Raw genomic sequence first — 16,847 nt, 5'->3', positions numbered from 1 at the left:
GGGGCGATCAATCCACGAGCCATTCTGCCGTTGTGGCCTGATGGTCGTGGCCCCTGTTGCGGCAGATGATCTCCGCAACTCCTACATTTCCCGCATCGGCGGCAGACCCCTGAGCGGCTTCACCAAACCGTTGGCTCGACTGATTGATCAGTTCGAGCGTCTGCCCGGCATCGGCCCGCGCACGGCCCAGCGGCTCGCGTTGCATCTGCTGAACCAACCGCAGGAGCAGATTCATCAGTTCGCTGACGCTTTGCTGGCGGCCCGCACCCAGGTGGGCCAGTGCCAAACCTGTTTCCACCTCTCCGCTGATCCGGAGTGTGAGATCTGCCGCAACCCCGAGCGCCGCAACGGCGTGATCTGTGTGGTGGCGGATTCCCGCGATCTGCTGGCGCTGGAGCGCACCCGCGAATTTCAGGGGCGTTACCACGTGCTCGGTGGTCTGATCTCACCCATGGATGGCATTGGTCCGGAGCTGCTGCACGTCACCGAATTGGTGCAGCGCATCACCAATGAGGAGATCAGTGAGGTGATTCTGGCCCTCACCCCCAGCGTGGAAGGGGACACCACCAGCTTGTATCTGGGGCGGTTGCTCAAGCCCTTCTGCTCAGTGAGCCGAATCGCCTACGGCCTGCCGATGGGCAGTGAACTGGAATACGCCGATGAGGTCACCTTGAGCAGGGCTCTTGAAGGGCGCCGGCCGGTATGAGCAAATACAGTGCCATCCCCCCTGGCGAGCGACTGCCGGACTGGCTGCGGCGGCCGATCGGCAACGCCTCGGAGTTGGAGCGGGTGCAGGGGCTGGTGAAGCAGAACCGGCTCCACACCATCTGTGAGGAGGGGCGCTGCCCCAACCGCGGCGAGTGCTACGCCGCCGGAACGGCGACGTTTCTCTTGGGTGGCTCGATCTGCACTCGCAGCTGTGCCTTCTGCCAGGTGGACAAGGGCCAGGCCCCGATGCCGGTGGATGCCGCCGAAGCCGAGCGGGTGGCCGATGCCGTTGAGGCGATGCAGCTCCGTTATGTGGTGCTCACGGCGGTAGCCCGCGATGATCTCGCCGATCACGGCGCCAGCCTGTTCACCAGCACCATGGCGGCGATCCGAGCCCGCAATCCGCTGATCGCCCTTGAAGTGCTCACCCCCGATTTCTGGGGGGGCGTGTCGGATCACGATCAGGCGTTGGTGGCTCAACGGGAGCGATTGGCCACGGTGCTGGCGGCCCAGCCGGTGTGCTTTAACCACAACCTGGAAACGGTGCAGCGGCTGCAGGGGGAGGTGCGCCGCGGTGCCACCTATGAACGATCCCTGGGTTTATTGGCGGCCGCCCGTGAGCTGGCGCCGGAAATCCCCACCAAGAGTGGCCTGATGCTCGGCTTGGGGGAAAGCCGCGACGAGGTGATCGCCACCCTCAAGGATCTCCGCAGCGTGGATTGCCAACGGATCACCCTGGGGCAGTACCTGCGCCCCTCGCTTGTGCACATTCCGGTGGCCCGCTATTGGACGCCCCAGGAGTTCGATGAGCTGGGGGATGTGGCCCGCGAGCTGGGCTTTGCCCAGGTGCGCAGTGGTCCGCTGGTGCGCAGCAGCTATCACGCCGCCGACTGACGCCAGCCCCTCAGGCTGCGCTCTAGCACGGTGGCCACATCACCACTCATCATCGCCCCGGCGCCGCCCCAGACCATGCGCAGGGGCAGATCCCAGAGCGCCGCTTCCACATCGCGGGATTTGCTGAAGCCGTGTTGGCGAAAGTAACGCACCAGCCTGCGGTGCTGCTGCTCCTCGTCGCGGATGGCCAGCAATCGGGCCCGGGAGCAGGGGGTGGCCTCCTGGGCCCAGGCCATGGTGGCCGCCCAGATCAGATCGCCCACGCCGGCAGGCGCCTTTGGCATCACCCGCATCGTGTCGAGCTGCAGGCCTGTGGCGGCGGAATAAGCCCATCCCTTCATTTCCCCCAGCAGCAGCAGGTTGCCGCTGGAGCCTTGCTGGGCCACGACCAGCCGCAGGCTCCACAGCCCCAGGGGGCGGCCCACCTGCAACCTCAGCAGCAGTCCTCGATCACGGGCTTCGGCTTCCAGTTGCTCAAGCATCGATTGGGATCTGGCCACGGTCATGGTCGTCCGGTCATGCTGCCGCGGGCATGGTGCCGACCGAGCGCACTGCCTTCAAAGGCAGCGGCCCGTAGAGATGGGGGAACAGTTCGCCGGTGGGGATGGCATCGGCCCGCAGGGGAGCGTTCACGGCGGCGGGATCAATCTCCAGCAGCAGCACCTCGCCGGCGTCGGCGTAGAACCGTTCAAAGGTCGCCTGCACCTGCTCTTGCCAGGAGCAGTGGATGAAGCCCACCTGCTCCAAGCTCATTCCCCGGGTGGAGATGCGGTAGCTGCCGTTGGCCTGGGCGGCCTGCCAGTCGGCCTTGAGGGCCAGGTGAAACAGGGCTTGATCCTTGGGAACTGCCACGGCATCGGCGGGGAAGTGGTGTTGTTGCCCCCCGGCATCCCAGGGGTCGGCCCGCTGCATCAGCCGCTCAAAGCGGGGATCCTCGAGGAAGTGCTGGAGCCACTGGCGAAGAGCTCCCAGGCTGTTGTCGTTGTCGAATCCCTCGGGATCGGCGATCCGCCACTGCCGCACGAACGGCCAGAGGGCGGCATCCGCCAGCGAGCAGCGCTCGCCCAGCAGCCAGCCCTCATCAGCGATCCTCTGGTTCCAGTCCTGAAGGATGGCCAGCCCGGCGGCGCGCTGCTCGTCTTTGTTGGTGCCGGGGTAGCGGTCGGTGTATTTGAAGCGGTCGAGATGATGTTTGAACGCACCGTCGTTCTGCTCGATCAGCGCTGAGGCATCGCCGGCGTTGCGCAGCTCGCGAGGGTCTGCTTGATCCAGGGCCCAGTGCATCACCGCCAGGCTTTCTTCGATCACGCTGCCGTCCGGCAACACCAACACGGGCACCGTGCCCTTGGGGGAGACCGCCAACATCTCCGCCGGCTTGGCCTTCAGTGCGATCTCCCGCCACTGAACCAACAGTCCTGCTTCCAGCAGAGCCCAGCGGGCGCGCATGGCGTAGGGGCAGCGTCGAAAGCTGTAGAGGGTCGGCAGCACGGCATCGGGGTGGTCCCTGGCAGGGATTGTCCGATGCGGACTGACTGCTCAGGCCTGCTGCTGGTCGATGTTGTGTTGGTCGATCTGGCGTTGATCAATCTGGCGTTGCCGCATGGCGAAGCGTTCCCGGTCGGCATCGCTGAAGCGATCTACGCAGTGCACGCACTGCACCCCCTTAATGTGGCTCGGCAGTTCGCGTTGCTGGGCTGACACCGGCAGGCCGCAGGCGTGGCAAAGGCTGTGCTCTCCAGGTTCCAGCCGGTGGTTCAACGCCACCCGTTGATCAAAAACAAAGCACTCCCCTTGCCAGCGGCTTTCGGCTTCCGGCACCTGCTCGAGGTATTTGAGGATGCCGCCGCGCAGGTGGTGTACCTCCCCGAAACCCTGTTGCTGCAGGTAGCTGCTGGCTTTTTCGCAGCGGATCCCGCCGGTGCAGAACATGGCGATGCGCTTGCTTCCCTTCTCTTTGATCAGGGGCCGCAGCGTGGACTCTGCCCAGTGCGGGAAGTCGCGGAAGCTCTCGGTGCTGGGGTCGATGGCCCCCTCGAAGCTGCCGATCGCTGTTTCGTAGCTGTTGCGGGTGTCGATCACCAGGGTGTCGGGATCATCCACCAGGGCATTCCAGTGTTCGGGTTCCACATAGGTGCCCACGCTGGCGCTGGGATCCACGCTGGCCACGCCGATGGTCACGATCTCCTTTTTGCGGCGGGCCTTGAAACGGCGGAACACCGGTTGTTCGGCCCAGCTGCGCTTCACCTCGAGCCGTGCGTAGTGGTCGTCGCCCAGATCCAACGAGGCGCGCAGGTGATCCAGCAGCGCATCAACGCCGTGCTCTGGTCCGCTGATCGTGCCATTCACCCCTTCATGGGCCACCAACACAGATCCGAGCACGCTGCCTTCGCGAGCCAGGCTCCGCAAGCTGCTAAGCAATGCCTCCCGACGCTCGTCATCCAGGGGCGTGAAGGCATAGAACGCCGCCACCAGGAGTCGGCTGTTCTTGGCCAGCACAGGCTCCAGGTTGCTTGGATTCACGCACTTACATGTTCAACAGTCCTCCAGCCTGCATCAGGCCGGGGCGTGCCACCGCGTTGTTGGTTGTCAGGCTTTCCTGCTGATCCGCACCGAAGCCGGCTTCAGGGGACAGGCCAGGGCATGGAAGGGCTTGTGCCCTCCTTCAAAGATCAGGCTTCCCATCGGTTGAGCGTTGGCGCTGTCGATCTTCATGGCTGAGCCACAGACCAGCATGGTGTAGCTCAATCGGGATGCCACCCACAATGAGTGTTTTGTGCAGTGTTTCCGGTTGGTGACAGTCGGGATGGTCCCCGCAGGACCTGTCCGGCCGGATCTCAATAACGGTGATGGTGGTGACGCTGCCTGTCGTCCTTGATCGCTGCCACGATCACCGAGAGAACAAACAGGCCGAGCAGCGAGGGGATGACGACGGGATCAATCACGGCGCCTCATCGAAGCGCTGTTTCCGGTCTACCCCTGCGCCTGCTCAGTCTGTGTGCCACTGGGCTGAGCGTTACGTGGGTGCAGCTGATCAGCGGGGCGAGCAGCTGCCCGGAGCCGCCGCGCCCTCCTGCCAGTTGGCGGTCACCCCCGCATCGGCGAGCAGTTGGCGGTCGGCCTCCACGTCCGGGTTGCCGGTGGTTAGCAGTACATCGCCGTAGAAGATCGAATCGGCCCCCGCCTGGAGGCAGAGGATCTGCGCTTCCCGGCTCATCGATTCACGGCCGGCGCTCAACCGCACCCTGGCATGGGGCATCAGGATCCTTGCGGTCGCAACCATCCGCACCAGCTCGAGCGGTTCGAAGGGAGCCTGCTCTTCCAAAGGAGTGCCTTCCACCGCCACTAGCCCGTTCACCGGAACGCTTTCGGGATGGGGATTCATGCTGGCCAGCACCTGCAGCATGGAGGCACGGTCCCGCAGGGTTTCACCCATGCCGATGATGCCGCCGCAGCAGAGGGTGACGCCGGCCCTGCGCACCCGTTGCAGGGTTTCCAGCCGTTCCTGATAGGTGCGGGTGGAGATGATCCGGTCGTAGTGCTCGGGGCTGGTGTCGAGGTTGTGGTTGTAAGCCGTGAGGCCGGCTTCGGCCAAACGTTCCGCCTGATGGTCGGTGAGCATCCCCGCGGTCACGCAGGCTTCCATCCCCATGCTGCGCACCCCTCGCACCATCTCGAGCATCGCCTCAAAGGGAGCGCCATCGCGGATCTCCCGCCAGGCCCAGCCCATGCAGAAGCGATCAGCACCGGCTTCCTTGGCGGCCCGGGCCCGCTGAAGCACCGGCTCCACCTGCATCTGGGCTTCAAAGGCCGTCACGTCACTGCTGTTGTGGATCGACTGGGAGCAGTAGGCACAGTCTTCTTCGCAGCCCCCCGTTTTCACGCTCAGCAGCGAGGCCAGCTGCACCCGGTAGCCCGGGTTGACTTCTCGATGCACGGCTTGGGCCTGCCAGAGCAGCTCCATCAAGGGAAGTTCCAGCAGGGTCTGGATCTCCTCGGTGGTCCAGTCGTGGCGGATGCTGAGGGTCATGGGCGGATCGGATCAAGACCGCCGAAGCGGCGACGGCGAGACTGGAAATCGAGCAAGGCGGCTTTCAACGCTTTGGCATTGAAGTCGGGCCAGAGCACATCGGTGACGTGAATCTCGGCGTAGGCCAGCTGCCAGAGCAGGAAATTGCTGAGGCGGTGTTCTCCACTGGTGCGGATCAACAGATCGGGATCCTGTTCGCCAGCTGTGAACAGTTCCGCGGCGATGCTGTTTTCGTCAATGTTGTCAGGGTCCAGCTCCCCGGCAGCAGCACGTCGGGCCAGATGCTGCGCGGCTTGCACCAGCTCTCGCCGTCCGCCGTAATTGGTGCACACGTTGAAGTGGATGCCGTTGTTGCCCTCCGTCCGGGCCGTGGCATTGGCAATCAGTTCCTGCAGTTTCTGGGGCAGGGCCTTCAGATCGCCGAGAAAGCGAATCCGCACCTGTTCGGCCTCGAGGGCTTGCAGTTCGGCTTGCAACACCCGTTCGAACAGGGTCATCAGGAAGTTCACTTCCTCCCCTGGGCGCGACCAGTTCTCCGTGGAGAAGGCGTAGGCCGTGAGGGCTTGGATCCCCCAGTCGCTGCACAGTCTCAGGGTGGCTTTCAGAGCTTCAACCCCAGCCCGATGACCCATCACGCGGGGCAAGCCGCGGGATTTGGCCCAGCGACCGTTGCCATCCATGATCAGGGCCACATGCTTCGGGAGCCGACCCTGGTCGAGGTCTGCAGGCAGAAGCGAACAATCTGCCGTGTCATTGCTGGTGGCCGGAGGGCGGCTCAAGACAGCGATTCAGACGGGGCGCTACCCACCGTACGTCGTGCTGGCGGCATCGATTCGGCGGTACTGAACAGCTCCCTGAGCAATTCCTGGAGTCGGGAACTGGTGATCGGTCGTTCCAGCTTGCCCTGGTTCGCCAGAGACAGCGTGCCGGTTTCTTCCGACACAACGATGCAGATGCAGCGATCGAAGCGTTCGGTAATTCCCAGGGCCGCCAGATGGCGGGTGCCGAAACGGCTCACGCTGTCCCTGGAGAGGGGAAGAATCACCCCCGCCGACTCGATGCGATTGCCCCGCACCAGCACGGCACCGTCGTGGAGGGGGGTGTCGGCGGCGAATAGGTTGAGAATCAGCTCGCGACTCAGCACAGCACCAATGGGGATGCCCGGATTGAGAAAGTCCTCAGGCCTCAGGTCGCTTCCCAGGTCCACCACAATCAGGGCCCCACGCCGCAACTGCGACAGCCGGCCTGCTGCCTCGGTGATCTGGCTGACGGTGCCTGCCGAAGCGCTGAACTCTTTTTGGGGATTGCCCAGCAACACGGCCAGACGGCCGGTGCCCAGCAGTTCCATCAGTCGCCGCAGCTCCCCTTGCCAAAGGATGGCCAGGGAGAGCGAACAGGCCATGACGAGCGCGTCCACCAGCTTTGTGGTTAAGGGCAGGTTGGCGAAGCGCTGGACGAACCAGGCCATCGCCACAAGAAACAACCATCCCCGGAGCAGCCAGAGGGTGCGCTGCTCGTTGACGCGAGAAAAAAGCAGAAAGCCGATGGAAGAGGCGAAGAGAACGTCGAGCACCAGGCGCGGATCCACCACCGCCAACACGTTCACTCCGCCCTTCTCATCAATGCTGTCAGCGTAACGCGTTGAATCGTTCTGGCAAAACGTCGTAGCGCAGCAGGTCATCCGGCTGCTCCCGCTTCTGCACCAGTTCAGCTGCTCCGTCGTGCACCAGAACGGCAGCGGGCCTCGGGATCCGGTTGTAGTTCGAACTCATCGAGGCGTTGTAGGCACCGGTGGCAAACACGGCGACGATGTCACCGCTCTCGGTGGTGGGCAGGGGCAGGTCCTTCAACAGCACATCGCCGGATTCGCAGTGCTTGCCCACCAGGTTCACGCTTTCGTCTGGCTTGGCCAGGGGGCGATCGGCCAGGCAGCAGGTGTAGAGCGACTGGTAGGTGATCGGGCGAGGGTTGTCGCTCATGCCACCGTCGATGGCCACGTAGGTGCGCACGTTCGGGATCGTTTTGCGCGAGCCCACCGAGTAGAGGGTGACGCCGGCGGTCGCCACCAGGGAACGGCCCGGTTCGCACATCAACCGCGGCAACTCGAGTCCCCGTTGCTGGCAAGCGCTGGTGACGGCTTCGGCCACCACCTGGATCCACTGCTCAATGCTCGGGGGGTCGTCTGACTCCACGTAGCGAATCCCCAGGCCGCCGCCCACGTTGAGGTCGCTCACGGGATGGCCCAGGTCACGGGCCAGTTTCAGCTTGTCGGCCATCACCGCCGCCAGATCCCGGTGGGGCTCGAGCTCAAAAATCTGGGATCCGATGTGGGCGTGCAGCCCGGTGAGTTGGGCCCAGGGCTGTCCCACCAGGCTGCGCAGCACGGGTTCCACCTGGTCGGGATCGAAGCCGAACTTGCTGTCCAGGTGACCGGTGCGGATGTATTCGTGCGTGTGGCACTCGATGCCTGGGGTGAAGCGCAGCATCAGGCGAGCCGGTTCGGCTCCAGCGGGCACCAGTTCGGCGAGGCGATCGAGATCGTGCTGGTTGTCCACAACGATCGTCACCTTGTTGGCGTACGCGAGCAGCAGCTCATCGTCGGATTTGTTGTTGCCGTGCAGCACCATCCGCTCTCCGGGCATTCCCCCACGCAGTGCGGTCAGCAGTTCACCGGCTGACACCGCATCCAGACCCAGCCCCTCGGAGGCCGCCAGGCTGCTCATCACCAGGGAGCTGTTGGCCTTGGAGGCGTAGATCGGCAGGGATGGCCCGGCGTAATGCTTCTCCAGGGCCTGGCGGTAGGCCCCGCATGTGGACCGAACGGTGGCTTCGTCCAGCACATACAACGGTGTGCCGTAACGCTCGGCCAGGTCGCTGAGACGACACCCGCCCACAACAAGACGGTCGGTGTCGTCGAGTTCTGTGGTGATCGGGGTCAGGTTGCGATTGGGGCTCTCCGCATCCCGGTTGGCCTCGAAGGGCCGTTGACTGGTGATGGTTGGGGTCACGGAGTGGCGGCGTCGAACGGCAATCTAGGAATCGACCCTGCAGGGGGCGAACCGACTGCGCAGATCCTGCGTCTTGACCCGTCCTGGCAGCAAGCCTGTCTGGAACTGGATCAACGGGCGCTCAACGGTCTCTGGACCGCAGAGCAATGGCGGCGTGAGCTGGACGACCCCCGGCGCCTCTGCATCGGTCTTGTGCAGGCCGATGCCCTATTGGGGGTGGCTTGCGGCTGGATGGTGGCCGATGAACTGCACATCACGGCGGTGGCTGTGGATCCCGACAGGCGTCGCAGCGGCCATGGAGGTGTGCTTTTGAAAGCACTGTTGCAACGGGCACGACAGCACGGTGCCGTGCACGCCACCCTCGAGGTGGCCAGCGACAACGTTGCCGCTCTGGCGCTTTACGCCAAAGCCGGTTTCCGCACCGCAGGCACTCGTTCCGGGTACTACTCAGACGGTCGCGACGCCCTCATTCAGTGGTGTCGCATCCCGTCAGCGCCGTCGTCCACGTCGGCGGCTTGAAGTTGTTCGGTTTCCCGTCCCTGGGAGACAAAAAAAGCGGTGAATCTTGTGGGATTCATTGTTATTTTTTGTGCGCTTCAGGCCAGTCTCAGACTGGAAAGTGACCGAACAAACCGAACACTCGCAGCAGTCCCTCAACCCTGATAGCTTGGTCACATCACTGCATTGGCCCAGCGATGTTTGAACGCTTCACCGAGAAGGCCATCAAGGTGATCATGCTGGCCCAGGAAGAGGCCCGCAGACTTGGTCACAACTTCGTTGGCACCGAACAAATCCTCCTCGGCCTGATTGGCGAGGGAACTGGGGTTGCAGCCAAGGTGCTCAAGTCCATGGGGGTGAACCTCAAGGATGCCCGGGTTGAAGTTGAGAAAATCATCGGCCGTGGATCCGGCTTTGTCGCCGTTGAGATCCCCTTCACACCACGCGCCAAGCGCGTCCTGGAGCTGTCTCTGGAAGAGGCCCGTCAGCTCGGTCACAATTACATCGGCACAGAGCACCTGCTGCTCGGACTGATCCGTGAGGGCGAAGGTGTTGCTGCCCGTGTGCTGGAGAATCTTGGCGTCGACCTGGCCAAGGTGCGCACCCAGGTGATCCGCATGCTCGGTGAAACCGCTGAAGTCTCCGCCGGCGGCGGTGGCGGCGGTGCCAAGGGATCCACCAAAACCCCCACCCTCGACGAGTTCGGCAACAACCTCACCCAGCTCGCCACCGAAGCCAAGCTCGACCCGGTGGTGGGTCGTCACAACGAAATCGACCGCGTCATCCAGATCCTGGGTCGCCGCACCAAGAACAATCCCGTTCTGATCGGCGAGCCCGGTGTCGGTAAGACCGCCATCGCTGAAGGTCTGGCCCAGCGCATTCAGCAGGGCGACATTCCCGACATCCTTGAAGACAAGCGCGTCCTGACCCTGGATATCGGTCTGCTGGTGGCCGGCACCAAGTACCGAGGTGAGTTCGAAGAGCGCCTCAAGAAGATCATGGAGGAGATCAAGGCGGCCGGAAACGTGATCCTTGTGATCGACGAGGTGCACACCCTGATCGGTGCCGGTGCTGCTGAGGGGGCGATCGACGCCGCCAACATCCTCAAGCCGGCCCTCGCCCGCGGTGAGCTGCAGTGCATCGGTGCTACCACCCTCGATGAGTACCGCAAGCACATCGAACGGGACGCCGCCCTGGAGCGCCGTTTCCAGCCGGTGAATGTGGGCGAGCCGTCCATCGACGACACCATCGAAATCCTGCGTGGCCTGCGCGAGCGTTACGAGCAGCACCACCGCCTCAAGATCACCGACGACGCCCTTGTGGCAGCTGCAACCCTCGGAGATCGCTACATCTCGGATCGCTTCCTGCCCGACAAGGCGATCGACCTGATCGATGAAGCCGGTTCCCGCGTGCGTCTGCTCAATTCGAAGCTGCCCCCCGCGGCCAAGGAAGTGGACAAGGAACTGCGTTCCGTCCAAAAGGAAAAGGAAGATGCCGTTCGCGATCAGGACTTCACCAAGGCCGGTGAACTGCGCGAGAAGGAAGTGGAACTGCGGGAGCAGATTCGTTCTCTGCTTCAGGCCAACAAGGACGAGGTCAAGGCTGACGCAACCTCCGAATCCGGTGAAACAGCTGCAACTGAAGCGCCTGCTTCAGATAGCTCACCGATGGTGAACGAGGAGGACATCGCCCAGATCGTCGCCTCCTGGACCGGTGTTCCGGTGCAGAAGCTCACCGAAAGCGAGTCGGTCAAGCTGCTCAACATGGAGGAAACCCTTCACAAGCGCCTGATCGGTCAGGACGAAGCCGTCAAGGCGGTGTCCAAGGCCATCCGCCGTGCTCGGGTCGGTTTGAAGAACCCCAACCGCCCGATCGCCAGCTTCATTTTCTCCGGCCCCACCGGTGTGGGTAAAACCGAGCTCACCAAAGCTCTGGCCACCTACTTCTTCGGCAGCGAAGAGGCGATGATCCGCCTCGACATGTCGGAATTCATGGAGCGCCACACGGTCAGCAAGCTGATCGGCTCGCCTCCGGGCTATGTGGGCTTCAACGAAGGCGGTCAGCTCACCGAGGCGGTGCGTCGCCGGCCTTACACCGTGGTGCTCTTCGACGAAATCGAAAAGGCGCACCCCGATGTGTTCAACCTGCTGCTGCAGCTTCTGGAAGATGGTCGTCTGACCGATTCCAAGGGCCGCACGGTCGACTTCAAGAACACCCTGATCATCATGACCTCGAACATCGGTTCGAAGGTGATCGAGAAGGGTGGCGGCGGCCTCGGCTTCGAGTTCTCCGGTGAAAGCGCTGAGGAGTCTCAGTACACCCGGATCCGTTCCCTGGTGAATGAGGAGCTCAAGCAGTACTTCCGGCCTGAATTCCTCAACCGTCTCGACGAAATCATCGTCTTCCGCCAGCTCAACCGCGACGAGGTCAAAGAGATCGCCGAGATCATGCTCAAGGAGGTCTTTGGCCGCATGGGCGAGAAGGGCATCACCCTCACCGTGTCCGATGCGTTCAAGGAGCGCCTGGTGGAGGAGGGCTACAACCCTGCCTATGGCGCACGTCCGCTGCGTCGGGCCGTCATGCGTCTTCTCGAGGATTCCCTCGCCGAAGAGGTGCTGTCGGGTCGGATCAAGGACGGCGACCACGCCGAAGTTGATGTCGATGAGAACAAGAAGGTGGTGGTCCGCCACAAAGGTCAGGTGGACACGGCACCGCAACTTGCCGGCGCCAGCGTCTGATGGTTCGATCCATCTCGTCCCACTCCATTGCCCCCGCCAACGTCTTGCGGGGGGATGGAGCCTGGGATGAGGCCTTGCCTCAGATCAAATCCCTCTGCTCACGCCCGCTGGTGCTGGGTCGAAGTGCTTCCACTGCGGATCAGCGTCAGCGTTTGGCGTCCGATCTCCAGGCCCAGGGGCTCCAACCTCATCAGGCTCAGCTTCAGTTCGACTGCTGTGAGCTGGATCTCCAGAGGGTGGCTGCGGAAGCCCAGGGCTCTGACGCCGTTTTGGCCGCGGGGGGCGGAAAAGTGCTGGACGCCGGCAAGTTGCTGGCCCATCGCCTTTCCCTGCCTTGCATCACCGTTCCACTGAGCGCCTCCACCTGCGCCGGCTGGACGGCTCTCTCCAACATTTATTCCTCTCAGGGTGCTTTCGAAGGGGATGTGGCCCTCAATCGCTGCCCCGATCTTCTTGTCTTCGATCACGGCCTGGTGCGCCAGGCCCCACCCCGCACGCTGGCCAGTGGTGTCGCTGATGCCCTTGCCAAGTGGTACGAAGCCTCAGTGAGCAGCGGCGACAGCAGCGATGGTCTGGTGCAGCAGGCCGTGCAGATGGCACGGGTGCTGCGGGATCAATTGCTGATAGACAGCCTCACAGCGCTGAAGGATCCAGACAGCGAAGCCTGGGTGCGCACCGCCGAAGCCTGTGCTCTCACTGCTGGTGTGATGGGGGGATTGGGCGGTGCCCGTTGCCGCACTGTTGCGGCCCATGCCGTTCACAACGGCCTTACCCAGCTGCAGGCCTGTCACCACGTTCTGCATGGCGAGAAGGTGGGCTTCGGAATTCTTGTGCAGCTTCGCCTGGAGGAACGTCTGGGCGGCAACCGGCTTGCAGGCCAGGCGCACCGCCAGCTGTTGCCGCTGCTGCGGCAGCTTGGTTTGCCCGTCAGCCTTGATGATTTGGGTCTGGCGCAGGCCAGCCTCAGTGAGTTGCACGAGGTGTGTCGCTTCGCCTGCCGTGATGGTTCCGATCTGCATCATTTGCCTTTCGCTGTGACGCCTGGTGCTTTGCTGGAGGCCCTTGTGGGCGCTGCCGAACTCAGCCCCAGCAGCCTTTGAAGACGCTTCTGGATCAATTGCGGCCGGCTCTGCTTGACCCGCAGGCCGAGTCCCTGGCCGCTGAGGTGCAGTGGTGGACGTTGCCAGGTCTGGGTGTGGATGATTCGTTCCCGGTGGCGGTCCTTGGCCAGGGCGCTCCGTTGTTGTTGCTGCATGGTTTCGACAGCAGTTTTCTCGAATACCGGCGCCTGGCTCCCCTCCTGGCCGATCGCTTTCAGCTGTTCATCCCCGACCTGTTCGGTTTTGGTTTTTCGCCGCGTCCCCGGGGCCTGACCTACGGGCCAGAGGCTGTGTTGCGGCATCTCGATGCCCTGCTGGAGCGGCTCCCCACAGACGCTCCCCTGAGCCTGATCGGGGCCTCCATGGGAGGGTCAGTAGCCGTGGAGCTGGCCCGGCGTCATCCCGAGCGTGTGACTTCTCTGCTGCTGCTGGCTCCTGCCGGTCTCACGGGGCGTCCGATGCCAGTCCCGCCCCTGTTGGATCGTTTTGGTGCCTGGTTCCTGGGGCGTCCTGGTGTGCGGCGGGGGCTGTGTCGCCAGGCTTTCGCTGATCCCGATGCGGATGTGGGTGCTCCGGAAGAGCAAATCGCCTCGTTGCACCTGCAATGCCCCGGCTGGGCGGAGGCCTTGGCGGCCTTCGCCCGCAGTGGTGGTTTCGCCGGATGTGGGGTTCCACTCCCCTCTCAATCACTGCACGTGATCTGGGGTGACAACGATCGGATTCTGCGTGCTCCGCAGAAGCAGGCGCTTCAGGCTTTGCTGGATCAGCCGGTGGAGACCTTCCCCTCCTGCGGCCATCTCCCCCATATCGATCAGCCCCGCAAGGTGGCTGAGCGGTGTCAGGCGCTGTTGAACCATGGCTGATCCTGTTCTCAATGTGCTGGCAGGGGCCCTGCGCCTGTGGATTCGCAGCCAATGCGACAGCATCGGCAGCCTCGAACTGGCCCTGAACGGCTCTAGCTGGTCATTGCTGCGGGGGCGTCTGGATGGTGTGACCCTCACGGCGAGGGATGCCTGTTTCCAGGAGCTGCCTTTGCAGCATGTTGAGTTGCGCAGCGGTCCGATTGCGGTGGACATGAAGCTGCTCAGTCCCGGTCAGATGCTGGCCCTGAAGCAGCCGTTCCAGGTGGCGGGCGAGGTGAGTTTCAACGGCCGTCAGCTCAACAGCGCGTTGCTGGCCGAACCCTGGCGCTGGCTCGGGGACTGGATGGCTGAACAGCTGATGGGGCTCAGCCCGTTGGGGGCGCTGCGCATTGACGTGGATCTGCTCGAGTTGCAGGTGCCCGTCGCGGCCCATCAAGACCCTGTTCGCCGTCGCTTCCGCCTTAATGCGGAGCAGGGAACACTGTGCTTCCGGCCGGAGACCGCCGATGAACCGCGCACCTTGCTGCCGATGGACCCCGCCATTCGAATCGAGCAGGTGCAGCTGGCGGGTGGCCAGCTGGCCCTCAAAGGCCAGGCCAGCGTCACCCCATAGCGCTGCTTATGGAGCCAACAGTGGTTGGCACAAAGCGATCGCGTAAAAGACCACCGCTGGGGTGAACAGATAGCTGTCGATCCGGTCCAGGATCCCGCCATGGCCGGGCAGCACGTCACCGGAGTCCTTCACGCCTGCATCGCGTTTCATCATCGATTCCGTCAGGTCTCCCACCAGGGCGAACAGAGCGATCAGCGCCCCCAGCAGCAGGCCCGGCAGGCCATGCAGCGCCCAGCCCATCAGCTGGCCGCAGATCAGGCCGATCAGCATGGCCGAGATGAATCCCCCGATCGCCCCCTCGATGGTTTTCCCTGGGGAGATCGGTGAGAGGGGCCGTCGCCCGTAACGCCGTCCCACGGCCCAGGAGCCGATGTCGGTGGCCACGATCATCAGGCAGGCCGACAGGGTGATCTCCAGACCGTTGTCCAAACCGCGCAGACTCAACCAGTGGCTGGGCAAAAAACCCAGATAGAACAGCCCGAAGATCGATGCCGCAATGTCGGCGATGGACCCCGTCACCGGTTGCAGCAGCAGCCAACCGCAGATGGCGGCTCCAGAGAGCGGCAGAACAGCGTGGGCTACATCAGCCGGCAGCCCGCCCTGGATCGCCCACTGGGTGGTGAACAGCAGCAGTTGGCAGGCCACCAGGGTGGTTTTGGTGGCGGGGCGAATTCCCTTGAATTGCGCCATCCGGAAGAACTCCAGCAGGCCAAGGTGCACCATTCCCCCCAGCGCGGCGGTGAACCACCAGCCCCCCAGGCTCACGACAAGCAGGCCAAAGCCCCCCACACCGATGCCACTGATCAACCGCTTGCGCAGGGCTGCTCGGGCCGCTGGTGCTTGGCTCTGATCGAGGACAACCTCACGGATCACGCTGATTGGAGGCGTCCTTGATTCACACTATCAATCGCTGTTGGCCGTGATCTCGAGGCTTGAGGCCACCTTTGCTGTCCCAGCTCAGCCCCCACTCACCACAGTCAGTGCGTCTGGGATCTGGTCTCCCCAGAACAGTTGCTGGCGTTCAAGCCAGCGCTGCCGCTGGCGATCGAGGCGTTCGCCGGGAATCAGCAGGGGGATGCCCGGTGGGTAAGGGCATAGCAATTCAGCCGCGATGCACCCCTCCGCATCCTTCAACGCCACCTCTTGATGCTCCGCCGTCCAGGCCTGGGTCGGTGACTGCGCTGTGGAGGTGACCAGCGGAAGCGGTGGGGCTTCGAAGGTTGGCAAGGAAGGGCGATCGGGGAAGTGCCGCAGCAGGTTTTGCCAGTGATGCTGCAGCTGACGCCCCAGCCCTCGGTGGTGTGCCAGCCCCAGGCAGAGGGTGAGGCTGGCTGGCTCCGGTAATTCGCCCACCAACCCGCGGGGGAGGAACCAATCGTCGGCCTCCAGGCCGGTGATGCCCTCCTGCCCCGTGTGCAGGATCAGGCGCAGCGGATCCTGGTTGCTCAGCAGTGGCACGCCGCTGTGGCGCAGGTCATCGGCGAGCGCTTCAGCCTCCTGCAGACGCTGCAGCAACTGACGGCGTCCCTTGCGTCGTTGCCAGTGTTGAAGGGCTTCTTCGCAGGAGGCCAGCAGCAGCGCACTGGGGCTGGTGGTTTGCAGCAGGCCCAGGCTGCGTTCCACGCGCACGGGATCCAGACGCTCCCCCTGCAGCCAGAGCACCGCCGTTTGCGCCAGTGCTGCAGCTGACTTCTGTAGGGAATGCACCACCAGATCAGCGCCGCAGTGCAGAGAGCTGGGGGGGAGGGGATGGTCCACCCCAGCGGCGAAATGACAGCCGTGGGCTTCATCCACCAGCACGCAACAGCCCTGTTGCTGCAGCCGCTGAATTACTGCCGTTGGGTCATTGGCATAGCCCTGGTAGGTGGGATGCACCAGAACTGCAGCACGGATGGGGGCTCCATCGCGGGGTAGGGCCTGAATCACCCGTTCGATCCAGGCCGAATCCGCCGGTGCCGGCTGGCCCCGGTCGCTTTGAAAGGGGAGATCGAACAGCACCGGCCGCAGGTCCCCAAGAACGCAGGCCTGAATCAGGCTGCGATGCACGTTGCGGGGCAGCAGCACCCGCTCTCCGGGCCGGACCATGGCCAGCAGTGCGGCCTGCAGCAACCCCGTGGCCCCGTTCACCCCGTACCAGCAGCGCGCCACCCCCATCGCTGCCGCGGCGGAGCGTTGGCTGTCTGCGATGGCGCCGTCCGCCTCCAGCGGACCGCCAAGGGCTGGTAGTTCCGGCAGGTCCCAGACGCCGGCGCGGCGTCGCAGCAATTGACGCAGTCCATCCGGAAGGGCAGCCCCCCGTCCGTGGGCCGGCAGAAACAGGGGCTGACCGAGGCGACGGGTGAGCTGGGGCAGAAGCGCCATCAAATCCCCCTGATCTCCTTAAAGTCTCTCTCTGTAC

General features: G+C 63.8%; 17 protein-coding genes. 7 read left to right on the top strand and 10 right to left on the bottom strand.

The window, feature by feature from the left end; genetic code table 11:
• Positions 1–130 precede the first annotated feature (130 nt).
• Together recR and lipA are read left to right on the top strand one after the other, a co-directional pair.
• A complete protein-coding gene (gene recR, locus SynTAK9802_RS04015; protein ID WP_025362207.1) occupies positions 131–706 on the top strand; it encodes a recombination mediator RecR in 576 nt (191 codons plus the stop codon).
• A complete protein-coding gene (gene lipA / locus SynTAK9802_RS04010; RefSeq protein ID WP_186497403.1) occupies positions 703–1,602 on the top strand; it encodes a lipoyl synthase in 900 nt (299 codons plus the stop codon). The genes recR and lipA overlap by 4 nt, the downstream gene beginning before the upstream one ends.
• On the opposite strand, the gene SynTAK9802_RS04005 is transcribed toward lipA, so the two are convergent.
• The 8 genes from SynTAK9802_RS04005 to lysA all read right to left on the bottom strand — a co-directional run bounded on the left by SynTAK9802_RS04005 (position 1,587) and on the right by lysA (position 8,637).
• Entirely contained in the window at positions 1,587–2,084 is a 498-nt protein-coding gene (locus SynTAK9802_RS04005) for a hypothetical protein (RefSeq protein WP_186497997.1), read from the bottom strand. The two genes, lipA and SynTAK9802_RS04005, sit on opposite strands and share 16 nt — an antisense overlap.
• Before the next feature lie 34 nt (positions 2,085–2,118).
• Positions 2,119–3,090, bottom strand: a complete 972-nt coding sequence (locus SynTAK9802_RS04000) for a DUF952 domain-containing protein (RefSeq protein WP_186497402.1) — start codon at positions 3,088–3,090, stop codon at positions 2,119–2,121.
• 48 nt (positions 3,091–3,138) lie between these two features.
• Positions 3,139–4,122: a rhodanese-related sulfurtransferase gene (locus SynTAK9802_RS03995; protein WP_186497401.1), complete on the bottom strand. Its 984-nt coding sequence runs from the start codon at positions 4,120–4,122 to the stop codon at positions 3,139–3,141.
• A 66-nt stretch (positions 4,123–4,188) separates the two neighbouring features.
• Complete coding sequence (locus SynTAK9802_RS03990) at positions 4,189–4,359, bottom strand: hypothetical protein (protein ID WP_186498256.1); 171 nt, start codon at positions 4,357–4,359, stop codon at positions 4,189–4,191.
• Between the two features lie 274 nt (positions 4,360–4,633).
• Positions 4,634–5,629 (bottom strand): biotin synthase BioB, encoded by a 996-nt coding sequence (gene bioB / locus SynTAK9802_RS03985; RefSeq protein ID WP_186497400.1) that lies wholly within the window; start codon positions 5,627–5,629, stop codon positions 4,634–4,636.
• Positions 5,626–6,408 carry an isoprenyl transferase gene (locus SynTAK9802_RS03980; protein WP_186497398.1) on the bottom strand — a complete coding sequence of 261 codons (783 nt, stop codon included), beginning with the start codon at positions 6,406–6,408 and terminating at the stop codon, positions 5,626–5,628. Before SynTAK9802_RS03980 ends, bioB begins: the two co-directional genes overlap by 4 nt.
• Positions 6,405–7,235 (bottom strand): diadenylate cyclase CdaA, encoded by an 831-nt coding sequence (gene cdaA / locus SynTAK9802_RS03975; protein WP_186497396.1) that lies wholly within the window; start codon positions 7,233–7,235, stop codon positions 6,405–6,407. Before cdaA ends, SynTAK9802_RS03980 begins: the two co-directional genes overlap by 4 nt.
• Before the next feature lie 22 nt (positions 7,236–7,257).
• On the bottom strand, positions 7,258–8,637 hold the full coding sequence (gene lysA, locus SynTAK9802_RS03970) for a diaminopimelate decarboxylase (protein ID WP_186497394.1): 1,380 nt from the start codon (positions 8,635–8,637) through the stop codon (positions 7,258–7,260).
• Between the two features lie 3 nt (positions 8,638–8,640).
• Here lysA and rimI point away from each other — a divergent pair, with 3 nt between their 5' ends.
• The 5 genes from rimI to SynTAK9802_RS03945 all read left to right on the top strand — a co-directional run bounded on the left by rimI (position 8,641) and on the right by SynTAK9802_RS03945 (position 14,449).
• Positions 8,641–9,156 (top strand): ribosomal protein S18-alanine N-acetyltransferase, encoded by a 516-nt coding sequence (gene rimI, locus SynTAK9802_RS03965; RefSeq protein ID WP_186497393.1) that lies wholly within the window; start codon positions 8,641–8,643, stop codon positions 9,154–9,156.
• Between the two features lie 176 nt (positions 9,157–9,332).
• The gene (locus SynTAK9802_RS03960) at positions 9,333–11,873 is read left to right on the top strand and encodes an ATP-dependent Clp protease ATP-binding subunit (RefSeq protein ID WP_115082544.1); all 2,541 of its coding nucleotides are present in this window, start codon (positions 9,333–9,335) and stop codon (positions 11,871–11,873) included.
• Complete coding sequence (locus tag SynTAK9802_RS03955) at positions 11,873–12,973, top strand: iron-containing alcohol dehydrogenase family protein (RefSeq protein ID WP_186497391.1); 1,101 nt, start codon at positions 11,873–11,875, stop codon at positions 12,971–12,973. The genes SynTAK9802_RS03960 and SynTAK9802_RS03955 overlap by 1 nt, the downstream gene beginning before the upstream one ends.
• On the top strand, positions 12,970–13,836 hold the full coding sequence (locus SynTAK9802_RS03950) for an alpha/beta fold hydrolase (protein WP_186497390.1): 867 nt from the start codon (positions 12,970–12,972) through the stop codon (positions 13,834–13,836). Before SynTAK9802_RS03955 ends, SynTAK9802_RS03950 begins: the two co-directional genes overlap by 4 nt.
• The gene (locus SynTAK9802_RS03945; protein ID WP_186497389.1) at positions 13,829–14,449 is read left to right on the top strand and encodes a DUF2993 domain-containing protein; all 621 of its coding nucleotides are present in this window, start codon (positions 13,829–13,831) and stop codon (positions 14,447–14,449) included. The genes SynTAK9802_RS03950 and SynTAK9802_RS03945 overlap by 8 nt, the downstream gene beginning before the upstream one ends.
• A 6-nt stretch (positions 14,450–14,455) precedes the next feature.
• On the opposite strand, the gene SynTAK9802_RS03940 is transcribed toward SynTAK9802_RS03945, so the two are convergent.
• Both SynTAK9802_RS03940 and SynTAK9802_RS03935 read right to left on the bottom strand, forming a co-directional pair.
• The gene (locus SynTAK9802_RS03940; RefSeq protein ID WP_114987807.1) at positions 14,456–15,322 is read right to left on the bottom strand and encodes a phosphatidate cytidylyltransferase; all 867 of its coding nucleotides are present in this window, start codon (positions 15,320–15,322) and stop codon (positions 14,456–14,458) included.
• An 84-nt stretch (positions 15,323–15,406) separates the two neighbouring features.
• Entirely contained in the window at positions 15,407–16,810 is a 1,404-nt protein-coding gene (locus SynTAK9802_RS03935; protein WP_186497388.1) for an aminotransferase class I/II-fold pyridoxal phosphate-dependent enzyme, read from the bottom strand.
• Positions 16,811–16,847 lie beyond the last annotated feature (37 nt).

The organism is Synechococcus sp. TAK9802, from assembly GCF_014279535.1.
Taxonomy (GTDB): Bacteria; Cyanobacteriota; Cyanobacteriia; order PCC-6307; family Cyanobiaceae; genus Parasynechococcus.
The sequence above is the reverse complement of the archived record's forward strand: the minus strand, read 5'-3'. Positions and strand labels throughout refer to the sequence as shown.